General features: G+C 73.9%; 21 protein-coding genes. 7 read left to right on the top strand and 14 right to left on the bottom strand.

Going from position 1 to position 20,642, the window contains the following annotated elements; genetic code table 11:
* The first annotated feature begins 10 nt into the window (after positions 1–10).
* Complete coding sequence (locus EDD34_RS09990; RefSeq protein ID WP_123814427.1) at positions 11–1,636, top strand: RyR domain-containing protein; 1,626 nt, start codon at positions 11–13, stop codon at positions 1,634–1,636.
* A 27-nt stretch (positions 1,637–1,663) separates the two neighbouring features.
* On the opposite strand, the gene EDD34_RS09985 is transcribed toward EDD34_RS09990, so the two are convergent.
* Together EDD34_RS09985 and EDD34_RS09980 are read right to left on the bottom strand one after the other, a co-directional pair.
* Positions 1,664–2,389, bottom strand: a complete 726-nt coding sequence (locus EDD34_RS09985; protein WP_123814426.1) for a response regulator — start codon at positions 2,387–2,389, stop codon at positions 1,664–1,666.
* Positions 2,386–3,747: a sensor histidine kinase gene (locus EDD34_RS09980; protein WP_246012291.1), complete on the bottom strand. Its 1,362-nt coding sequence runs from the start codon at positions 3,745–3,747 to the stop codon at positions 2,386–2,388. Before EDD34_RS09980 ends, EDD34_RS09985 begins: the two co-directional genes overlap by 4 nt.
* 133 nt (positions 3,748–3,880) lie before the next feature.
* On the opposite strand from EDD34_RS09980, the gene EDD34_RS09975 reads away from it, so the two are divergent.
* Together EDD34_RS09975 and EDD34_RS09970 are read left to right on the top strand one after the other, a co-directional pair.
* Positions 3,881–4,861: a DUF4097 family beta strand repeat-containing protein gene (locus EDD34_RS09975; protein ID WP_123814425.1), complete on the top strand. Its 981-nt coding sequence runs from the start codon at positions 3,881–3,883 to the stop codon at positions 4,859–4,861.
* Positions 4,862–4,983: 122 nt separating this feature from the next.
* A complete protein-coding gene (locus tag EDD34_RS09970) occupies positions 4,984–5,733 on the top strand; it encodes a GOLPH3/VPS74 family protein (RefSeq protein ID WP_123814424.1) in 750 nt (249 codons plus the stop codon).
* A gap of 26 nt (positions 5,734–5,759) precedes the next feature.
* Here the strand turns inward: EDD34_RS09970 and EDD34_RS09965 are convergent, their stop codons facing one another.
* The 3 genes from EDD34_RS09965 to EDD34_RS09955 all read right to left on the bottom strand — a co-directional run bounded on the left by EDD34_RS09965 (position 5,760) and on the right by EDD34_RS09955 (position 7,631).
* Positions 5,760–6,356, bottom strand: a complete 597-nt coding sequence (locus EDD34_RS09965; RefSeq protein ID WP_211341548.1) for a TetR/AcrR family transcriptional regulator — start codon at positions 6,354–6,356, stop codon at positions 5,760–5,762.
* Complete coding sequence (locus EDD34_RS09960; protein WP_123814423.1) at positions 6,340–7,071, bottom strand: YqeB family protein; 732 nt, start codon at positions 7,069–7,071, stop codon at positions 6,340–6,342. Before EDD34_RS09960 ends, EDD34_RS09965 begins: the two co-directional genes overlap by 17 nt.
* Before the next feature lie 356 nt (positions 7,072–7,427).
* Positions 7,428–7,631: a helix-hairpin-helix domain-containing protein gene (locus EDD34_RS09955; protein ID WP_246012290.1), complete on the bottom strand. Its 204-nt coding sequence runs from the start codon at positions 7,629–7,631 to the stop codon at positions 7,428–7,430.
* A gap of 184 nt (positions 7,632–7,815) precedes the next feature.
* On the opposite strand from EDD34_RS09955, the gene EDD34_RS09950 reads away from it, so the two are divergent.
* Positions 7,816–8,490 (top strand): 4a-hydroxytetrahydrobiopterin dehydratase, encoded by a 675-nt coding sequence (locus EDD34_RS09950; RefSeq protein ID WP_123814422.1) that lies wholly within the window; start codon positions 7,816–7,818, stop codon positions 8,488–8,490.
* An 11-nt stretch (positions 8,491–8,501) separates the two neighbouring features.
* Here the strand turns inward: EDD34_RS09950 and EDD34_RS09945 are convergent, their stop codons facing one another.
* Positions 8,502–9,008: a hypothetical protein gene (locus tag EDD34_RS09945; protein ID WP_123814421.1), complete on the bottom strand. Its 507-nt coding sequence runs from the start codon at positions 9,006–9,008 to the stop codon at positions 8,502–8,504.
* A gap of 15 nt (positions 9,009–9,023) precedes the next feature.
* On the bottom strand, positions 9,024–11,588 hold the full coding sequence (locus tag EDD34_RS09940; protein WP_123814420.1) for a glycoside hydrolase family 95 protein: 2,565 nt from the start codon (positions 11,586–11,588) through the stop codon (positions 9,024–9,026).
* A gap of 61 nt (positions 11,589–11,649) precedes the next feature.
* On the opposite strand from EDD34_RS09940, the gene EDD34_RS09935 reads away from it, so the two are divergent.
* Positions 11,650–12,216 carry a gluconokinase gene (locus tag EDD34_RS09935; RefSeq protein ID WP_123814419.1) on the top strand — a complete coding sequence of 189 codons (567 nt, stop codon included), beginning with the start codon at positions 11,650–11,652 and terminating at the stop codon, positions 12,214–12,216.
* Here the strand turns inward: EDD34_RS09935 and EDD34_RS09930 are convergent.
* The 4 genes from EDD34_RS09930 to EDD34_RS09915 form a co-directional block, all read right to left on the bottom strand.
* Positions 12,198–12,944, bottom strand: a complete 747-nt coding sequence (locus EDD34_RS09930) for an ABC transporter permease (RefSeq protein ID WP_123816446.1) — start codon at positions 12,942–12,944, stop codon at positions 12,198–12,200. The two genes, EDD34_RS09935 and EDD34_RS09930, sit on opposite strands and share 19 nt — an antisense overlap.
* A gap of 2 nt (positions 12,945–12,946) precedes the next feature.
* Entirely contained in the window at positions 12,947–13,732 is a 786-nt protein-coding gene (locus tag EDD34_RS09925; RefSeq protein ID WP_123814418.1) for an ABC transporter ATP-binding protein, read from the bottom strand.
* A 77-nt stretch (positions 13,733–13,809) separates the two neighbouring features.
* Positions 13,810–14,652, bottom strand: a complete 843-nt coding sequence (locus EDD34_RS09920) for a DUF4097 family beta strand repeat-containing protein (protein ID WP_123814417.1) — start codon at positions 14,650–14,652, stop codon at positions 13,810–13,812.
* Between the two features lie 64 nt (positions 14,653–14,716).
* Positions 14,717–15,259, bottom strand: coding sequence for a toxin-antitoxin system HicB family antitoxin (locus EDD34_RS09915; protein ID WP_123814416.1), 543 nt, complete (start codon positions 15,257–15,259; stop codon positions 14,717–14,719).
* Positions 15,260–15,413: 154 nt separating this feature from the next.
* Between EDD34_RS09915 and EDD34_RS09910 the strand changes: the two genes are divergently transcribed.
* Entirely contained in the window at positions 15,414–15,920 is a 507-nt protein-coding gene (locus EDD34_RS09910; RefSeq protein ID WP_123814415.1) for a hypothetical protein, read from the top strand.
* A 22-nt stretch (positions 15,921–15,942) separates the two neighbouring features.
* Here EDD34_RS09910 and EDD34_RS09905 read toward each other — a convergent pair whose 3' ends face one another.
* From EDD34_RS09905 to EDD34_RS09895, 3 genes are read right to left on the bottom strand one after another with little or no spacing between them, the layout of a single operon-like run.
* Positions 15,943–18,345 carry a glycoside hydrolase family 65 protein gene (locus tag EDD34_RS09905; RefSeq protein ID WP_123814414.1) on the bottom strand — a complete coding sequence of 801 codons (2,403 nt, stop codon included), beginning with the start codon at positions 18,343–18,345 and terminating at the stop codon, positions 15,943–15,945.
* Positions 18,320–19,099, bottom strand: coding sequence for an HAD family hydrolase (locus tag EDD34_RS09900; protein WP_123814413.1), 780 nt, complete (start codon positions 19,097–19,099; stop codon positions 18,320–18,322). Before EDD34_RS09900 ends, EDD34_RS09905 begins: the two co-directional genes overlap by 26 nt.
* 26 nt (positions 19,100–19,125) lie before the next feature.
* Positions 19,126–19,653 carry a flavodoxin family protein gene (locus tag EDD34_RS09895; protein WP_123814412.1) on the bottom strand — a complete coding sequence of 176 codons (528 nt, stop codon included), beginning with the start codon at positions 19,651–19,653 and terminating at the stop codon, positions 19,126–19,128.
* A gap of 224 nt (positions 19,654–19,877) precedes the next feature.
* Here EDD34_RS09895 and EDD34_RS09890 point away from each other — a divergent pair, with 224 nt between their 5' ends.
* Complete coding sequence (locus tag EDD34_RS09890) at positions 19,878–20,630, top strand: SDR family NAD(P)-dependent oxidoreductase (RefSeq protein WP_123814411.1); 753 nt, start codon at positions 19,878–19,880, stop codon at positions 20,628–20,630.
* The last annotated feature ends 12 nt before the right edge of the window (positions 20,631–20,642 follow it).

Genomic DNA, 20,642 nt, shown 5'->3' with positions numbered 1-20,642 from the left:
CCGTGCCCCCGTGACCCGCGCACGCCTGCCCTGGACACGGATCGGCTTCGTCGGCCTGGTCGCCGCCTCCCTCGCACTCGGGGGCTGGGGCCTCGCGCTCGACACGGCGGACGTCCCGGGCCGCACCTGGTTCGACGTCTTCTACTACGACCTCCAGCTCTTCGTGCTGGGCGCCGACCCCGCGAGCGACGGCGGCGCGCTGTCGTGGCAGCTCCAGACGGCCCGGTTCGTCGCCCCGGCGGCGGCCGTCTGGGCCATCGTCGAGGCGGTCCGCGCGCTGTTCGCCGAACGTCTGCGGCGCATGCGGGAGCGACGGACCAAGGGCCACGCGATCGTCGTCGGACAGACCGATGCGGCCGACGCCGTGGCCGACGCGCTCCGGACCGGGGGGCACACCGTGCTGCGCGCGACCGAGCAGGACGACCTGGACGACGCCGGCCTGCGGGGCGCGGCCGTCCTGTACGCGTGCTCCGACGACTCGAGCAACCCCAGCGTCAACGTCCTGACCGTGACCGGCGTCGCGAACACGGTGCGCCGGCGCGGACGCGGGCCGGAACGCCTGTACGCGCACGTCAGCGACCCGGACCTGGCCGTCGCCCTGCAGGCGCGCCACCTCGCGAGCGCGACCACGGGCGTCGACTTCTTCACGCTCGACGTGCTGGCCGCGCAGAGCCTCGCCGCACGCGAGGCGGAGTCCCTGGCGGCCGCGTCGGCGGTGGCGGTCATCGGCTCGGGCGACCTGGCCCGTGCCCTCGTCGTCGCGCTGGCGGGCGAGTGGGAGCTCGTCTCCGGCGTCCGCAGACGGCTGAAGATCCTGCTCGTGGCCGACGACGCCCCCGCCGTCGCCGAGGAACTGTCCAGCCGGTGGGGCGCCGTCACGGACTCCTGCGACCTGCAGGCCGTGACCAGCCTCCCGGACTCGGCGGTGCTCGACCGGATGTACGTCTGCCCCGACGACGAGGACGCGGCGCTGCACACGACGCTCACGAACACGGCGCTCTGGCACGGCGCGCCCGGGTCGCTCGTGCTGGTGCTGGACCGGCTGTCGGGCCTCGCGGGAGTGTTCGACGGCGACGGGACGCGCGTGCTGGACGATCTGGACGGGCGCCTGCGGACCGTCGTCGTGCACGACCTGCTCGCGCACACCCGGCACCCCGAACCGCGCGTGCACGACGACGTGTACGAACGCCTGGCGCGTGCCGTGCACCACGTCTACCTGCGCAACCAGCTCGAACGCGGTGTGGTGTGGGCGAGCACGCCCGCGATGCGCCGGTGGGAGAACCTGACCGACGACCTGCGGGAGTCCAACCGCCGCTGGGTCGTCGGCCTCCCGGACCGGCTCGCCCGCGTCGGCGGCACGATCGCGCCGCGCGACGGCGGCACCGACGTGGCGATCTCGGGCCCGATGCTGGACCGCCTCGCGATGGCCGAGCACGACCTGTGGGAGGCCGTGCGTCTCGAGCTCGGCTGGAGGCACGGCCCGGTCCGCGACGACGCGAAGCGCCTGCACCCGATGATCGGCGTGTCGTGGGAGGACCTGCCCGAGCCCGAGAAGGAGAAGGACCGGGACCTGATCCGCAACCTCCCGGAGATCCTGGCCGAGTTCGGGCTGGAGCTCGTCTTCTACGACCGCTGAGGGACGGCACGTCCCTCCACCCCTGCGCTACGCGGTCGCCCCGTCAGCTCCCAGGTGACGCAGCACCGCCAGGACGCGGCGATGGGCCGCCGCGTCCTGCGGCAGGTCCAGCTTCGTGAAGATCGCCGCGACGTTCTTCTCCACCGCCCCGTACGACAGCACCAGCGCCTGTGCTATCGCCCCGTTCGACCGCCCCTGCGCCATCAGCGCCAGCACCTCCCGCTCGCGCGGCGTGAGGCGCTCCAGGCCGGGGTCCGCGCCGCTACGTGCCGCGCCGAGCAGCTGCGTCACCACCTCGGGGTCCAGCACGGTCTCCCCCGCCGCCACCCGCCCCAGCGCCGAGACGAAGTCCCGCACGTCCGCCACCCGGTCCTTCAGCAGGTAGCCCACTCCGCGGGCGTCCGCCTCCAGCAGCCTCGACGCGTACGTCGTCTCGATCCACTGCGAGAACAGCAGCACCGGCAGGCCCGGCAGCCGGTCACGCAGCGCCAGCACCGCCCGCAGCCCCTCGTCGGTGTGCGACGGCGGCATCCGCACGTCCGCCACGACCACGTCCGGTGGCGCGCCCGCCGCCGCGAGCGCCACCACCTCCGCGACGAGCGCGTCGCCGTCGGCCACCGCCGCGACGACCTCGTGGCCGCGCCGTGCCAGGAGCGCGGCGAGGCCGTCGCGCAGGATCGCGGAGTCCTCGGCAATGGCGACGCGGAGGCCGCTCCGGTACGGCTCGGCCCCGGCGGCCGGGCCGGGCGTCACGGTCGTGTGCTGGTCGGGAGTGTCACGGTCACCACCGTAGGGCCTCCGGCGGGGCTGGCCAGGTCGAACGCGCCGTCCACGGCGCGCACCCGTTCGGTGAGGCCGGCCAGGCCGGTGCGTTCCCCGGCCCCGTCGCCGACGACGACGGCCCCGCCCCGCCCGTCGTCGCGCACCTGGAGCCGCAGGGTGCCGCTGTGCCGCTCCACGCGGACGGTGACGACGTCCGCGGCGGCGTGCTTGGCGGCGTTGGTCACGAGTTCGGCAACCGTGTAGTAGGCGATGGACTCGACGGCGGGGGCGAGGCGGGGCTGCTCGACGCCGGGTGCGACGTCGACCGTGACCGGCAGCGGCGCCCGGGCGGCGAGGGTCCGGAGCGCGACCGCGAGCCCGCTGTCGAGGGCGGCGGGGTGGATGCCGCGCGCGATCTCCCGCAGTTCGGCGAGGGTCTCGAGCGCGGACGCGTGGGCGGTGTCGAGCAGGCCGGAGGCGAGGGCGGGCTCGCCGTCGGCCAGGTGGTCGCGGGCCTCGTCGACCTGCATGGCGACGGCGACGAGGCGGGCCTGGGTGCCGTCGTGCAGGTCGCGTTCGATGCGGCGCAGGCGGGCGTCGGCGTCCTCGACGGCGCCGGCGCGGGAGGCGCGCAGTTCCGCGACGCGCAGCGCGCCGCGCGTCGGGCCGAGGAGCGCGAGGGCCAGGACCCGCATCAGGGCGGTGAACAGGCGCATCATCCACGGCCACAGGAACAGCAGGAGGACGCCGGCGGCGACGGCCAGGGCGAGGCGTTCCGGGGTGTCGAGGAACCAGTCGCCGAACGCGGCGCCGCGGTGCCAGGTTCCGTCGGCCGCCTGCTGGAGCGGGAGCCAGCGGTACCAGACGGGGTACGTGAGGGCCCCGAGCGCCGCACAGACGAACACCGTGCTGACGACGAACCCGGCCACCGCGACCGGGAAGGACACGATCAGGAACAGCAGGGCGCGCCAGCCGGTGCTGTCGGCGATCAGGGATCCCAGGCCGCGCCAGAACCCCCGCCCGAGGCGGAACGGGGGCGGCTCGGCGATGTCGGCGCCCAGGGCCTGCCGCATGAGCCCGCGGTGCAGGGCTCCCCAGCCGCGCGCCCCGGCCACCAGGCCGCCACCGGCCCAGAGGCCCGCGACGGTGACGGCGAGGCCGGCGGTGAGCGCGACGGTGGTCACCGTGTACGCCAGGCCGAACGGGGCGAGGAACAGTGCGAGCCACAGGTATCCGTACTCGCTCCAGGTCCGCGTGCGGAACGGCGCGGTGACGACGGCGCCGCGCGGGGCGCGGTGCGGCGCGGGGCGCACGGGCGGCGCGCTCTCGGGCTGGGTCATGGTGGTCATGGTTCCAGCCTGCGGTCCCGGGTGTGCGGGCGGCCATGGTGCGTGCCGCCGCGGGAGGTAGGGAGGTCCCCACCCTCGACTCAGGGGTCTCCCCCCTGTGACCGGCCGGTGGCGGAGGCCTACGCTCACCACCATGACCAGCGCAGAGTACCGGCCTTCCCAGCCCGACCCGCACCGGCCGGAGGGGCCGGCGTCCGACGTTCCCGCACGAGTGCCCGGTGGGTACCCACCCCCCGGTGCGTACCCGCCGCCGGAGCCCGCGAAGGGCTCGGCGGGGCGGGTCGTGGCGCTGGTCGGCGGGATCGGCGCGCTGCTCCTGGCCGCGGTCGGGGCTCTGTTCTATGCGGACGTGTCGCAGTCCCGGACGGAGAGCTCGCACCAGTCCTACGCGGCGCCCGGGACGGTCGAGCTGGTGGCCGACGGCGACGTCGCCGTGCGGGCCGCCGACGGCGACGTGGAGGTCGAGGCCATCGCCCGCAGCGGACTCTCGCGTCCGAGCTATTCCACCCGCGAGGAGGGCGACCGGCTGGTCGTCACGCACGAGTGCCGGGAGTTCTGGAGCTTCCCGCGGTGCTCGGGCCAGCTCGACGTGACGCTGCCCGCGGGGACCGAGGTGCTGGTGCGGACGTCGAACGGTGATGTGGTCGCCGCCGGGATCGCGGGGACGCTCGAGGTGAGGACGAGCAACGGTGACGTGGAGTCCTCGGACAACCCGGGACGTCAGATCCTCACGTCCAGCAACGGGGACGTCGTGGTGCTCGGCGCCGGGGGCGACGTCTCGGCGCGTACCTCGAACGGCGACGTCGAGGCGGAGCGGATCGCGGGGACGCTCGACTCCGGGACGAGCAACGGCCGCACCAGCGTCGTGGACGTGGACGGCGACCTCACGGCCGAGTCCAGCAACGGGCGGATCGACGTCGACGGCTTCGGCGGAGACGTCTCGGTGGAGACCAGCAACGGCGACGTCACCGTGACCGGGGACGACGTGCCGGTGCGGCTCTCGATGTCCACCGGCAACGGCTCCGAGACCGTCGAGGGCCCGACCGATCCGGACGCCGACCGCTCCGTGGAGATCGAGACGGACAACGGCGACGCGGCGTACCTCGGCCGGTGAGCCGTGGGGGCCGGCGGCCGGCGGTCCGCCGGCCCCGGCGCTCGGGGTCCGGCGGCCCCGGCCCGCCGACGGCCCGTGGTGCGAATCGGCGTTATCCCGCTTAATCGAGATATGGTGCGGCCATGCTGATTGCCGAAGACCTGCTGCTGCTTGCCGTCGACGACGAGTCCGGCAAGACCTCCAATGTCGACAACCTGAACGCCCGTCTCGCCGGTGCCCTGCTGGCCGATCTCGCCGCGGCCAACAGGATCCTCACCCAGGGCGGGCCGGAGGCCGGTGCCACGAAGGAGGAGCGCAAGGCGGCCGCCGAGGCCAAGATCCTCATCACCAACCCGGACCCCACCGGTAACGCCGCCCTCGACGCCGCCCTCGAAGCGGCCAAGGGCGAGGAGCGCCGCGCGCACAAGGTGGTGGAGCGCATCGCCGAGAACGCCGAGGACAACCTCCTGGCCGGACTGGTCGAGCGCGGGATCCTGGAGAAGGAGGAGACCAAGCTCTTCCGCATGCTCCCGCAGACCCGCTGGCCCGCCGCCGACTCGAGCCACGAGGACACCCTGCGCGCGAACCTCAAGAAGGTTCTCGTCGAGGGCGCCGAGCCCGACGAGCGCACCGCCACGCTGATCTCGCTGCTGCACGGCTCGGGCCTGGTGGGCAACGTGGTGGGCAAGGAGGACCGGAAGGCCGCCGAGGAGCGTGCCGAGGAGATCGCCGGCAGCGAGTGGGGCGCGGCGAGCGTCGCCGCCCAGGTCGCCATCGCCGCCTCGGTCGCCGCGGTCGCGGCCGTGGGCGCGGTCGCCGCGGCGCTGATCATCGCCGCCGCGAAGGAGAACGAGGAGTCGGCCGAGACGGCCGAGGCCACCTCCCAGGCCTGATCTCGCCGACGGCCCGCGAGTCCCTGCTACCTCGGTACCAGGAACTCGCGGGCCGTCGCCACGAGCAGGTCCTTCTCGCGGGCCGCCGTGAAGCCCGGCTCCACCGCGACGCGCTCCAGGAAGCCGTCGGTGAGCAGCATCAGCCAGGACACGATCCGCCCGGCCGTCAGGTCCGTGCGCACCTCGCCCGACGCCTGTCCCTGCTCCACCCACGTCCGGACCCGCCTCCGCTGCGCCTCCGCGTCGGCCTCGAGCACCTCGGCCACCTCGGGCAGGTGCATCACCCCGGCGGCCGCACGGACGAACCCCGGCACCCGGGGATCCGCGGCCTCGTCGGCGCCCTGGCCCACGATCTCCAGCAGCACCCCGAGCGGGTCGTCGCGGCCTTCCCAGGCCGCGGCCGACTCCCGGACCTCACGCGTGCCGTACTCCAGGATGCCCCGGAAGATCGCGAGCTTCGTCGGGAAGTAGTGGAAGAGCGTCCCCGAACCGATCCGGGCCTCCCGGCAGATCGCCGCCGTCGTCGCGCCGTCGTACCCGCGTTCCGCGAAGACCGTCAGAGCCGCGTCGATGATGACGAGGCGCCGCGCCTCGTGGCGCGCCGGGTCAACGGTCCGCGCCACGCACGCCCTCGTGGTTCGTGTCCGACGACGGCCGCCCGCCACGCACGCGGCGCACCTGCAGGCGCCCGTCCCTCTCCCGCGTCACCAGGCCCACGGCCACGAGCGCCTCGTCGGCGTTCCGCCGGGCGGCCTTGTCCTTGCGCTCCTCGCGGCGCTCCCGCAGCAGCGCGTGCTCCTCGGAGGTGTATCCGGGGCGGCCGTCGGCCCAGGGCTGGAAGTCGCCGTCGTACGGGTCGTCGTCGCGGACCGGCCAGCCGTCGGTGGTCAGAGTGGTGCGGAGCTTCGTCCAGGGCAGTTCGGTGATGTCGAGGCGTGCGCGCAGGCCGCCGTCGGGGCCCAGGACCACCAGGTCGTCGCGGTCGCGGAACACGGCCCCGGTCTCCGTCCGCTCCACCCAGACCTCACGGTCCTGCTGCCGGTGCTCGAGGTGGTCGCGCGCGACCTCCAGGTGGGGCGCCTCGCTCGCGGCGGCCACCGCGAGGAAGATGCCGCCCAGCAGGCCGGCGCCACCGAGGATCGGCAGGGACCAGACCTGGTCGATCTGGCCGAGCCGCTCGACCAGCCCGTGCACCGGGAACGGTGTCCGCTCGATCGCCGCGGTGAGGCCGCGGGCGAGCGCGGGTCCGAACAGGCCGAGCAGGATGCCGAGCGCCGTTCCGCCACCGATCAGGACGGCGGGTACGGAGCGCGACTGGCTGAAGCGCGTCGTCGTCATGCGGCAATAATAGAGTGATCACTCCAGTAATTGAAGGGCCGTCGGTGTCCCGCGTCTGAACTCCGGGGCATAATTTCGCCGGATTCGCCGCCGATCTCGGTCTCGCGTCGGTTCCAACTGCCGAACCGCAGGTCCGGCCGGCCCGCGGTTGACGAACCGCACGATGAATCGCATCAACCCGTGATTGGCACGATTCAGCATGCGGTTCGGCGACCGGAGCCGGGCCGGACCTGCGGTTCGGTGGGCGGGCGCGGTGCGGGACTGCGGTTCGGCAGCGAGACCCGGGCCGGGGCGGCGGTTCGGCGAGCATCGGAAGCTGCGACCAGACTTCCTCACCGAATTTCAGACGCGGGACACTAACTCCGCTTCCGCGCCTCCTCCAGGCGACGGATCGCCTTGGGACCGACGCCATGGAGGTCCCGCAGTTCACCGAGATCCTCCGGCAGGTCCGCGAGCACGAGATACCCGGCGTGCAGGAGGGCGCGGGTCGCCGGCCGCCCGACGTGGACGCCGTCGAACTCCGGGCCCGGGTCCGGGGCCTCCTCCATCACCGTCGCCATGGCTCCATCCTGGCACCGACCCGGCTCGCTCACCTCGTCAGCCGCGGATCACCACCGCCACCACCGGGGCTTGCGGCGTCGCTCCGGCGCCGGACTCGCGGTCGAGCCGGCAGCGCGTCCGCGCCCGGCTCCGCGTCCGCGCCCGGATCAGGCCCGTGTCGGTGTCCGGTGGCACGATCGAGGCATGAGCACTCTCACCGGACAGCAGATCGCCGGCTCCGGCCTGACGGGCTGGGTCTTCCTCGGCGACGCCCTCTACACCCGAGCCGCCACGGGCAGCTTCGCGGCGGGCCTGGCTCTCGTCGACGCCATCGGCGCGGCCGCCGAGGCCGCGAACCACCATCCCGACGTGGACCTGCGGTACCCGCACGTCGACATCCGCCTGACGAGCCACGACGCCGGGGGCGTCACCGACCGCGACGTCGCGATGGCGCGCACCGTCACGGACCTGGCCCGTGACGCGGGGGCGAGCCTCGACGGCGCGGGCCTGTCACGGCTGGAGCTCGCGCTCGACACGCCGGAGCGGGACGGCATCCGGCCGTTCTGGCGCGAGTTCCTCGCCTACGACGGCGGGGCCGAGGGCGAGCGTCCCTGGGCGGCGGACGAGATCGGCGACCCCCTGGGCCGCCTGCCCGTCCTCTGGTTCCAGGCCTCGGGCGCCGAGGAGCCCCGGCAGCGCTGGCACCTGGACGTGTGGGTCGACCCGTCCGAGGTGCGGGGCCGGATCGCCCGCGCCGTCGCCGCCGGCGGCCGCGTCGTCGACGACAGCCGGGCGCCGGCGTTCTGGGTGCTGGCCGACGCCGAGGGAAACCGTTCGTGCCTGTGCACCTGGCAGGCCCGGGACGGAGAGAACGAGTGACGCGGACCTGATCAGACGCGCCGGGGCAGCGGCTTCAGCACGCCGTCCTCCGTGTGCGCCTGGACCATCGACTCCGGTGCCGGGGCGGGCGGGGCCGCCAGCTCCGAGGCGTCGGCGGTGGCGCGGCAGTAGACACCGCCCCCGCCCTCGCGGCACAGCGCGTGCAGCGCCGCGGCGAAGCCGTACAGGTCCTCGCCGGCCGCCCCGCGGCGGAAGCGGCGCGACATCGACCACTGGTCCACCAGCAGCGTGACCGTGTCCGGCTGCACGCGCCCGTAGAGGGACAGGATGTGCGCCGAGAGGCGGATCACCAGGCGGGCGCCGTCCTCGCTCTCGGCGATCATCTGCGCGCTCAGCAGGCCGTCGTCGTCCCGGCGGGCCCCGAGCAGCCGCTCGAGCTGACCGAGCACCGACGCCGGGTCGACGACGTGCGACCGCACGGTGGTGCCGAGCGGCCGCCCGTCGATGGTGCCGGCAGCGGACTCGTCGTCTGGGCTCGCGAAGTACTCGAACAACATGCGGAGCATCATCCCCTATGTCCGAGCCCGCTCCCAAACCCGGAGGGCAGAAGGACCCAGATCGTGACCAGCGACCTCGACGTCGTGCCCGACGGCGAGCTCCACCGTCGCCGTGCGCTCGCCGTGCCGCAGCCGGTGGGTCCCGGCGGCGCGGGGATGCAGCGCCCGGAGCGTCGCGCCCACCAGGCGCGGCGCACCTCGCTCGCCGCGCTCCCAGGCGATGTCCACCTCGACGCCAGGCCGTGCCACGAGGCCCCGGACCCGGCCCGCGGGCAGCGCTCCCGGTAGCGCGGGCAGGAGTTCGATCTCGCCGCGGTGGGACTGCAGGAGCGCCTCCGCCAGCCCGGCGGTGAACCCGAGGTTCCCGTCGATCTGGAACGGCGGGTGAGCCGCGAAGAGGTTGGGGTACAGCCCGCCGCTGTGCCCGCCGCGGTCGGTCTCCATGTCACGGAACACCAGCCGCAGCAGGGCGTCGACCGCGCCGGGCTGACGGAGCCGCGCGCGCAGGCCGATCTTCCACGCCAGCGACCAGCCGGTCGACTCGTCGCCGCGCTCGTCGAGGAACCGCGCCGCGGCGTCGAGCCACTCCGGGCCGGGCTCGCCCGCACCTGGCTCGCCCGGCTCCCACCGCCCCGGATACAGCCGCACGAGCGGCGAGAGGTGCCGGTGGTGGGGGTCGTCCTGCGCGAAGTCGCCGTCCCATTCCGCGAGCGCCCCGCCCCGCCCCACGCGGGGCCGCCGCAGTTCCGGCAGCACGGCGCGGGCGCGTTCCACCACGGGATCCTCGATCCCCCGCCGCTCCGCCTCGGCGACGACCAGCGTGAGGTGGTCCCGCACCAGGTCGAGGTCGCAGGCCGACGACGACGCCACGCTCGCCACCCGCCCGTCGGCCGTGCGGAACTCGTTCTCCGGTGAGGTCGACGGGCACGTTCCCCACTGCCCGTCCTCGCCCCTCACCAGCCAGTCCAGGGCGAAGGCCGCCGCGTCGCGCAGGACGTCCCACAGGGAGGTCAGGAGCGTGTCGTCGGCGGCGAAGCCGGCGTGATCGGCGACGTGCCGCGTGAGCCACAGGCCGGCCATCGGCCAGAACGCCCACTTGGGGTCGTTCCCGCCGTGCCCGACCGGGAGGCTGTACGCCCACGCGTCGGTGTTGTGGTGCGCCGTCCATCCGTCCGCGCCGTACAGCCGCCGCGCGGTGCGCCGGCCGGTCACCGCGAGGGCGCGGATCAGGTCGAACAAGGGCTCCTCGGTCTCGGCGAGGTTGGTGACGCCGGCCGCCCAGTAGTTCATCTGGAGGTTGATGTTGGTCGTGTAGCTGGAGCTCCACGGCGGCTGCAGCTCGTGGTTCCAGATGCCCTGGAGATTCGCGGGGAGCGTGCCGGGCCGCGAGGAGCAGATGAGCAGGTAGCGGCCGTAGTGGAACAGGGTGGCGACCAGGTCCGGGTCCCGCTCGGGGCCGGCCTCGGGACCGTCGTTGATCGCGACCAGGCGCGCGGCGGTGTCCTGTGCGGCGGTGTCCTGTGCGGTCTCGTCGCGGGAGGGCGCGGCCGCGTCGCGGGAGGCCGGGGTGCTCTCGCCGGCCGGGGAGGGTGCGGCGTGCGGCGTCAGTTCCACCCGGTCGTACAGGGCACGATGGTCGGCGATCTGGTCGCGCCGCACGGCCGCCGGACCGGCCGCCACGGCGCGGTCCACCCTCGCGCGGGCGTCGAGCGCGGCGTCCCACTCGTCGCCCCGTGGTGTCTCGGTGGCGCCGCGGTAGGTGGTGGCCGTGGCCACCACCAGGGTGAGCCGGGTCGCCCCGGTCACGACGAGCCGGCCGGCGCCCGCCACGCCGTCGCCCTCCGCCACGCCGTCGTCCTCCGGAACGTCGTGGGCCCGCGCGGTGCCGTCGTGCAGCACGCGTGCCACCAGGGCGCCGCGCAACGAAGCGCCGGGCCGGTCGTCGTACCGGACGGAGGGTTCGACGGGTTCGTGGGCGGGGGCGACGTCGGCCGGCAGTCGCAGGTGCAGGACGACGCCGTCCGGACCGGCCGTGCGGCGCGGCACGCGCAGGCGGCTCCCGGCGCGGATCGTGAGGTCGCGCGGACGTGAGGCCGTCACCTCGTGCACGAGCACGCCGTGGGGCCGGCTCACCCACGTGGTGCGCGACACCGCGTCGGGGCCGCGGCCGCCGTCGGTGGTCTGCGTCGCGGTACGGAAGTCGAGGGTCCGGCGCACGTCGCCCGGGCCGCCGCCGTCGGTCAGCGCGATCTCCAGTTCCGCGAACGGCAGGTACGTCTGGCTGTGCCGGTGCTGGAGCCCTCGCAGCACCCGCCCGGCCTCGACGTGGTCCCCGGCCGCGACCAGCGCCCGCACCCGGGCGAGCAGTTCCCTGGCGCGGTCCGGGTCGGGGAGGCCCGGCTCGTCCTCGGAGGCGGGGCTGCCGGACCAGGCGGTGTCGTCGTTGACGATCAGGCGGGCCGTACGCGCGTCGCCGAGCACCATCGCGCCGAGGCCGCCGTTGCCGAGCGGCATCCCCTCCTCCCAGCGCTCGGCGGGCGCGGTCGAGACCAGGCCGTGCACGTCCGCGTGTCCTCTCACCGCGGCAGTCTACCGATTTGCCCCGCTTGTCTCGCGACAACGCGGTGTCCATGATGGGGCCATGGACACCGCACCCGCCGACGCCGCCCGGCGGCCGCAGGCGATCGTCGTGATGGGCACCGCCGGGTCGGGCAAGACGACCGTCGCCGCCCTCCTCGCCGGCCGCCTCCAGGCGGCCTTCGCCGAGGGCGACGACTTCCACACCCCCGCGAACGTCGCCAAGATGGCGGCGGGCCGGCCGCTGGACGACGACGACCGCCGCCCCTGGCTACGCGAGATCCGCGACTGGCTGGCCGAGGAGCTGGGCGCCGGCCGCACCGCCGTCGTGCCGTGCAGCGCCCTGCGCCGCGAGTACCGCGACATCCTGCGCACCGCGGGCCGGCGCGGGTCCGACGACGTGCGGTTCGTGCACCTCACCGGCTCCTACGACCTGCTCCGCGAGCGCATCCAGGGCCGCGCGGGACACTTCATGAAGCCCGCCATGCTCGACAGCCAGCTCGCCACCCTGGAGCCCTTGCAGGACGACGAGCCCGGGATCGGCGTCGACGTGACACCCCGGCCCGCCGAGATCGTCGACGAGATCCTGCGCCGGCTCGGCGCGCCCGGACCTCAGACCCTCTTGCGGTAGGTGCGCAGGGCGAGGACGTAGCAGACGGAGCCGATGCCGACGATCCAGGCCAGGGCGATCCAGATGTCGTCGCCGACCGGCTGCCCCTCGAACAGCGCCCGCAGCGTCTCGACCACCGACGTGACCGGCTGGTTCTCGGCGAACCAGCGGACCGGGCCGGGCATCGACTCCGTGGGGGCGAACGCCGAGCTGAGGAACGGCAGGAAGATCAGCGGGTACGAGAACGCCCCCGCTCCCTCCATGGTCGTGGCGGTCAGGCCCGGGATGACCGACATCCACGTCAGGGCCAGGGTGAACAGCGCGAGCACTCCGAGGGCGGCCAGCCAGTCGAGAGGGCTCGCCTCGGGGCGGAAGCCCATCGCGAACGCGATGCCGACGATGAGCACCGCGGTGACCGCGTTCGAGACCAGCGAGGTCAGCACGTGCGACCACAGCACCGCCGAGCGGGCGATCGGCATGGTGCTGAACCGGGCCATGATGCCCTTGCTGGTGTCGTTGAAGATCCGCAGCGCGGTGTAGGCCACGCTCGACGCGATCGTGATCAGCAGGATGCCCGGCAGGAGGTAGTTGGTGTAGTTGGCCCCGCCGGTCTCGATCGCCCCGCCGAACACGTAGCGGAACAGCAGGAAGATCGCGATCGGCGTGATGGCCACCGTGATGATGGTGTCCGGGCTGCGCACGATCTGCTTCATCAGGCGCCCGGTGAGCGCCGAGGTGTCACGAAGCATGGTCACTTCGCCTCCTTCTTGCCGATGATGGCGAGGAAGATCTCCTCGAGGGTGGGCTGCTTCTCGACGTACTCGACCGTGGCGGGCGGGAACATCGTCTTGAGCTCGGCGAGGGTGCCGTTCGCGATGATCGTGCCCTCGTGCAGGATCGCGATGCGGTTCGCGAGCTGTTCGGCCTCCTCCAGGTGCTGGGTGGTCAGGAGGATGGTGGTGCCGTTCTCGGCCAGCCCCTTCACGGTCCGCCAGACCTCGAGGCGCGCCTCCGGGTCCAGGCCGGTGGTGGGCTCGTCGAGGAAGATGATCTCCGGGGAGCCCACCAGGCTCATGGCGATGTCGAGACGGCGCTTCATCCCGCCGGAATAGGTGCCGGCACGGCGGTCCGCGGCGTCGGTCAGGCCGAACTGCGCGAGCAGTCCCGCGGCGACCGTCCGCGGCCCGGAGACCCGGCGGAGCCGGGCGATCAGCTCGAGGTTCTCCCGGCCGGTCAGCACCTCGTCGACGGCGGCGAACTGCCCCGTCAGCGAGATGGAGCGGCGCACCTCCTCGGGGCGCGTGGCGACGTCGTGGCCCGCCAGGGACGCCGTGCCGTCGTCGGGCGCCAGCAGCGTCGTGCAGATGTTCACGGTCGTGGTCTTGCCGGCGCCGTTCGAGCCGAGCAGGGCGAAGATCTCGCCGGGCCGGACGTCGAACGTGACGCCCCTGAGCACGTCGTTGTCGCCGAAGGACTTCCTCAGGCCGACGACGTCGATCGCCGGGTCGAGCACAGGGTCGAGCACAGGGCTTGACATGATTCCTCCAGGTGTGAGGGGTCTGTTTTCGGGCGCGCCCGGGTAGGCAGTTGGCACATGAGGGCGGGCGCGACCCGTCAGGGGCGGCGGATGATGATCTCGCCGTAGCCGGTGGCGGCGTGGATCTCGGCGGTGGCCTCGCCGTCGCCGGGGGCCCCGGCCGGCGTGAGCTGGTTGCGGACCGCGCCGTGCTCGGAGGCGACGTCGAGGAACGCCGCCGTGCCCTCGGGCACGCCCACCTCGATCGAGCCGTAGGACGTGGTGAGGCTGACACTGCCGGACACGACGTTGCTGACGCGGATGCCGGAGTGGGCCGTCTTGGCGGTGAGCGTGCCGCGCACGCGGCTCACCGCGATCTCGGCGTGCGCACCGGTCGCCTCGAGCGACCCGGTGAGGTCCCCGACCGTGATGGTGCCGTTGGTGGCCCGGACGGCGCCGTCGCCCGCGAACTCGTCGATGCGCACCGATCCGGCGCTCACCTTGACGTTCACGGTGCCGGAGGCGCGCCCGACGGCGAGGTTCCCGGCAGAGACCTTGGCGTCGAGCCGGTCCACCTCGTCCATGCGGACGTCGCCCGCGGACGCCGTGACGTCGACGACGCCGAGCGGCCCCTCCGCGAAGAACGAGCCCACCTTTCCGCGGATGTCGGAGCCCTCGGGCAGTTCGACGGTGATGTCCGCGGTCCCGGCGGCGAACGGGAGGACCCACTGCTTCCAGGAGCCCGGGTAGGTGATCTCGACGGACTCGCCGTCGCGCTCGACGCGGATCTCCTCCGCGGCGCGCACGCTGCCGGACCTGGCCGGGTCCGTGGGCAGGACGGTGACGACGACGTCGTCCCTCTCGCCGGCGACGACGCGCAGGTTGCCGAAGGGAACCTCGACGCGGACCGGGACGGGGCTGGGGGCGGGGAAAGCGGGCATGGGAAGCCTCCGGGTGTGGTGTCAGTGTGGTGTCAGGTGAGACGGATGGTGTCGCGGCGGGCGGTCAGCGCACCCAGCCGGTGTGCCGGTTGCGCCCGCGCCGCTCGGGACCGGCGTCCTGTGCCGGACGGGTGGCGGACGGGTCGAGCGCGGCGGCGACCGCGCGCACGAGCCACGTGTTGACCGAGACGCCGTCACGGGCGGCCGCGATCTCGACCTGCGCCTTGAGGCGGTCGGGCAGGCGCAGGGTGGTGCGGGTGGTCGCGGCACCCTCGGCGTCGGGGCCGAGCGGGGCCGGGGCCCCGGCGGGCGGTTGCGCCGCGGCCCGTGCGGCGGTCGCGGCCTGCTCGTCCGTGGCGACGGGCGCCGCCGGCGCGACGACGAACTCCGGGTCACCGGCGCGCAGCCGCACGTCGACCGAGCCGGGCGCGAGTTCGGCGGAGATCTCCCCGGCCGCCTCGGAGAGCGCCTCGAGCAGGACGAGTCGCACGGCGGCGTCGAGCGGTGCCGTCAGGCGCTGGGCGAGCTGGCGGGCGTCGCCGCCCGCGGCGTCGGCCGCGGCGGCCAGGCGAGCCTGGAGGTCGTCGACGTAGTGCGTGATGTCCATGGCGTCACTATGACACCATCCATGGTGTCACCGCAACCCCCTGTGGTGTCATCGCGTCAGACGACGTCGCGTCCGGGTGACCCGGAACGCCGACGCCGGCGGGCGGCCGGAGTTCTGGGTCGAGGCAGCGGCACCGCGTGGTAGGAATGGCGCCATGGCCACCATCGACGAAGCGACGCCGAGCCCGCACGACGTCGCCGGCAGGACGCTCGGCCGGCATCTCCTGGCCGCCTACGGCGCGTACGGTGTCGCCTGCGGAATCCCCGGGACCGCGTTCGTCGTGTACCTGTTCGTCGTCGAGGGCACCGTCGTCGACGAGTGGAACGTTCTGACGGCCCTGGCCATCGGCTTCCTGGTCGCCGCCGGTGTGGCGTTCCTGCTGCATGTCCTCGTGGCCCGGCGGTTGCGCCTCGGGTGGGTCCACGCCCTCACCGTGATCCCGCTGGCGCTCGTCAGCACATGGCTCACCGCGAGCTGGCCCTGGGGCTGGGCATCGCTGATCGCGGCGTCGGTGGCGCCGGCAACCATCGGCCTGCTGACCGCGCCGGCACTGCACGGCCGGAACCGGTGGATCGCCGCCGGCGGCTCGGCACTGCTCCTGGCCGTCACGGTGGCCGTCCCGGCCGTCATGGTGTACCGGACCTTCACCGGCGAGCTCTGAGGGTGCCCGGTGACGCACCGGCTCACGCGGGCCCGTCCGTATCGGCCGGGATCTCCCAGGTCTCCCCGGGCGCCAGGGTGTGTTCGCGGCCGAAGACCGAGACCGTGACCGGGAGCTGCATCGACCGGGCCATGGTGACACCGACCCGGTCGTGGGAGCACCGCACGGTGATGCCCCAGTGGTCCCGGAAGCGCAGCCGGAGGTCCAGCGCGTCGAGCTCCCGGGGCAGGCGGGGCGCCAGCCGCAGCACGCCGTCGGTGACGTCGAGGCCGGTGTAGCAGCGCTGGAGCAGGTCGATCGTCCCGGCCATCGCCCCGAGGTGGATGCCCTCGGCGGTGGTCCCGCCTTGCACGTCGGCGATGTCGCTGCTGAGCGCCTCCAGGAAGAACCGCCAGGACGCGGCACGGTCCCGGCTGGCGAGCACCCAGGCGTGGACCACGGCGCTCAGCGTCGATCCGTGGCTGGTGCGCGCCAGGTAGTAGTCCACCGTGCGGTTCAGCGCGGCGGCGTCGCACCGGTAGCCGAGCGATGCCAGCGTCTCGCGGACGCCTGTCTCGCCGAGGAGGAACACGAGCATCAGGACGTCGGCCTGCTTGGACGCCTGGTAGCGGTTCACCGAGTCGCCCTCCGCCTCCAGGATGCGGTCGAGCCGCCGGATGGAGTCGTAGCGTGACCGGTAGGCCGTCCAGTCGAGCTCGGCGAGCCGCTCGTAGCCCTCGAACTGGCTGATCACGCCGTCGTCGTGGAAGACCACCCGCATGCGCCGGCTGACGTGGTCGAAGAGATCGGTCTCGCGCTCCTCGAGCCCGCAGCGGCGGCTCAGGACGCGGCCCTCCCGCTCCGGCAGTGCGTCGAGGGCCGCCAGGGCGTACCGGAGCACGCGGGAGACCATGACGTTGGTGTAGGCGTTGTTGTCGATCCCGGGGCGGTCCGCGTCCGGGTAGCCGTCGTGATATTCGTCGGGTCCCACCACGCCCCGGATGTCGTACCGGTCCGTGGCGGCGTCGTAGCTGACGAGGCTGCACCAGAAGCGGGCGATCTCCACGAGCATCTCGAAGCCGTGGTCGTACATGAAGGTGAGGTCCCCGGTGGCCTCGAAGTACTCCCAGACGTTGTGCGCCACCGCGAGGCCCCCGTGCCGCTGGAGGTCGGTGTGGTCCTCGATCCACCGGCCCGAGGCCGGGTTGAGGTGCATCCGGGGCGTCTCGTCGCGCCCGTCGCTGCCGCTCTGCCAGGGATACATGGCGCCCCGGTACCCGGCGTCGGACGCCGCGCGCCGTGCCCGGGGCAGGCGCCGCCACCGGTACATCAGCAGCGACCGGGCGATCCGGGGGAAGCGCAGCAGCAGGAACGGGAAGACGAACAGCTCGTCCCAGAAGACGTGCCCGCGGTAGGCCTCCCCGTGCAGGCCGCGCGCCGGCATGCCGACGTCGAGCTGGGCGGAGTGCTCGGACAGGGTCTGGAGCAGATGGAACACGTGCAGGTCCAGCGCGCGCTGCGGGTCGCCGGGGACGGCGACGCGGCTCACCTGCCACAGCCGCTCCCACGCGTGGGCGTGTTCTGCCAGGAGCGTGCCGAAACCCGGGAGGCGGGCCGCGTGGCGGCGCGCGGCATAGAGGGACTCGGAGATCGCCCGGTCCCGCGAGGTGTACACGGCGACCCGCTTCTCGACCGTGACCGGCACACCCTCTGCCAGGTCCGGCCGCAGCACGACAGCGCACCGGCCGGCGGCCCGGTCGAACGCCCGCGGAACCTGGCCCGCCGACCCGGTGACCACGATCGCCGCCGCCTCCGCGACGCGGATCCGCGAGGTGACGGTACGCACCTGCAGCCAGGCGACGTGCTCGTCCTTGTCGTACCCCTCGACGCCCGGGACCAGGTGCCGGCCGTCGAGGTCCCGGTAGCGCCGCACGCCCGCGTTGGTCACCTGTCCGTCGAGGCCGGCGCGCACCTCCAGCGGGCCCGACCAGTTCTCCGCCACGAACGTGGTCTCCAGCGCGGCCACGTGCGGGTCGTGCATGGACACGATCCGCCGCTGGGTGACGGCGAGGACCCGGCCGGCCGGGTCGCGGAACCGGGTGCGCCGGGTCAGGAGGCCCTGCCTCGTGTCCAGGTCCTGCCGGTGTTCGAGCACGTCGCTGCCGGTGAGGGTCAGTGGGTCCTGGCCCGGCGTGCGGAACGTGAGCGGCAGCCAGTTCGGGACGTTGACGATGTCCTCGTTCTCCACCGAGCGGCCGGACACCACCGAGGTGAGGCGGTCGTAGCAGCCGGCGAGGTAGGTGCCGGGATAGTGCACGCCGTCGGCCGACGACTCCGGGGCGGCGCCGCGCGTCGCCAGGTAGCCGTTCCCCAGGGTGCACAGGGCCTCCCGCAGTCCTTCGGACTCCGGTTCGAATCCCTCATACGACAACGTGGCGTGCTCCATCGTGCCTCCCCACCACGGTCAGCTCGGCGAGGTCACCGACCACCGGGTCCGCGCCTCGCTCGCGCAGGTCCGCGCGGAGCCGGCCGGTCCGGTCCACGCCGATCACGAGGCCGAAGCCGCCGCGCCGGCCCGCCTCGACGCCGACCAGCGCGTCCTCGACGAGCGCGCACCGGCCGGGTCGCGTCGCCAGGCGCCGTGCGGCCTCCAGGAACAGGGCCGGGTCGGGCTTCCCCGCGAGGCCCAGGCGTGCGCTGTCGACGCCGTCGACCCGGACGTCGGCCAGGTGCTCCACGCCTGCCGCGCGGAGCACCGGGCCGCAGTTGCGGCTCGCCGAGACCGCGGCGATACCGGCCCCCCGGCGCCTCAGCTCGTGCAGGAACGCCACCGTGCCGGGGAAGGCGCGGACCCCGTGCGCCGCCACCTCGTCGAGGAAGTACCGGGTCTTCCGGTCGAGCAGCGCGTCCAGCGAGCCCGCGCCGGCCCCCTCGGGCAGCACGATCCCTCGGGAGCCGAGGAAGGTGCGGGCGCCGTCGGCCCGGGACCTGCCGTCGACGTACCGGAGGTAGTCGGCCTCCGCGTCGAACGACGGGAGGCGGGCGCCGGTCCGCCGGCCCCGTTCCCGGAGGAACTCGTCGAAGGCGCGCTTCCAGGCGGCCGCGTGCACGCGGGCGGTGTCCGTGATGACGCCGTCCGTGTCGAGGACGACGGCGTCGATCGCCTCGAGGTCCAGGGTGGCGTGCCGTGTCGTCGACACCTCGGCTCCCTTCCGCCGGCCGGGACTCAGGTGACCGCTCGGCTGATCTGCCGGGCCGCGGACTCGGCGCCCAGGGACCTGCCCCACTCCCCCGCCCGCTCGAGCTCGCCCTCGACCAGGGGACCTGTGCTGTCGACGACCTCGAAGCTCGCCGCCGCCATGACGATCCGGTAACCGAGCCGGTCCAGCCGCCGCGCGGCGGCACGCGCCGCCGACCCCGGGGGCCGCGGCGTGGCTCGCGTGTCGAAGGTGGCCGCGTCGGCCGCGGTCACCGACCCGGGCAGCGCGCCCAGCCACTCGCGGATCCCCCGCTCCCGCGAGACCAAGGTCGGCGCCTGCCCCGCCGCCGCATGCCGCGTCGAGGGCCAGGACATTCCGAACGCATGTGTCGGTCCGCCCACGACCAGCAACGTCACATCACGGGGCACGGTCGCGGGCGCCACGCCCACCTCGACCACCTCGGTGGGCACGGACGCCTGGATGCCCTCCCCGATCGCCTTGGCAAGTGCTTGCGTATTCCCGAACATCGATTCGTAGACCACCAGTGCACGCATCGCGCGTTCCCTCCTTCGGCTCGCCTCGTCGCTCGCCGTCCGCGGCTCGCTCCTACCACGCTCGCCGAGCGCACCGGCCGGGCGTCAGAGCCGTCCGTCCCCCGGGCACGGGCCTTTCGGCCCCTGCCCCGAGGGGCCACGAACGCGAAGACTCGGAGACAGGTCGCCACCGACGGCGGCCCGCGGCCGGCACGGCCAGGGGAATCCGAGGGAACGGGAAGATCATGGATCGACTGCGCGACAGGACAGCACTGGTCACGGGCGGCGGGAACGGGATCGGCAGGGCGATAGCCCTCCGGCTCGCACAGGAGGGGGCCGCGGTCCTCGTCACCGACGTCCAGGACGACGCCGGCGAGAAGGTCGCCGGCGAGATCCGCGACGGCGGCGGCCGGGCCGTCTTCGTGCATCACGACGTGACCGACGAGCACTCGTGGTCCGCGGCGGTGGACCGCGCCGCGGCCGAGTTCGGCGGGCTCGACGTCCTGGTCAACAACGCGGGCATCGGCGACCTCGGCGCCATCGAGGACACCACGCTCGAGGACTACGAGCGCACGATCTCGGTGGACCAGACCGGGGTGTTCCTCGGCATGAGGGCCGCGGCGGACCTCCTCAAGGCGTCCGGTCACGGCTCGGTGATCAACATCAGCTCGATCTTCGGCGCGAGCGGCGGCTTCGGCACGTCGCCCGCCTACCACGCCGCCAAGGGCGCGGTCCGGACGCTGACGAAGAACGTGGCCCTCGCATGGGCCCGGGCGGGGGTGCGCGTCAACTCGATCCACCCCGGCTTCATCGACACCCCCATGCTCGACCAGGCCAGGGGCACCGAGTTCGAGACCGCGATGCTCGACGTCACGCCCATGGGCCGGCTGGGCCGGCCCGAGGAGATCGCGGCCGCCGCGGCGTTCCTCGCCGGCGACGACGCGTCCTTCGTCACCGGCGCCGAACTCTACGTAGACGGCGGATACATCGCCCGCTGAGCCACGACCGGG

The sequence above is a fragment of the Myceligenerans xiligouense genome (assembly GCF_003814695.1).
GTDB classification, from domain to species: Bacteria; Actinomycetota; Actinomycetes; order Actinomycetales; family Cellulomonadaceae; genus Myceligenerans; species Myceligenerans xiligouense.
The sequence above is the reverse complement of the archived record's forward strand: the minus strand, read 5'-3'. Positions and strand labels throughout refer to the sequence as shown.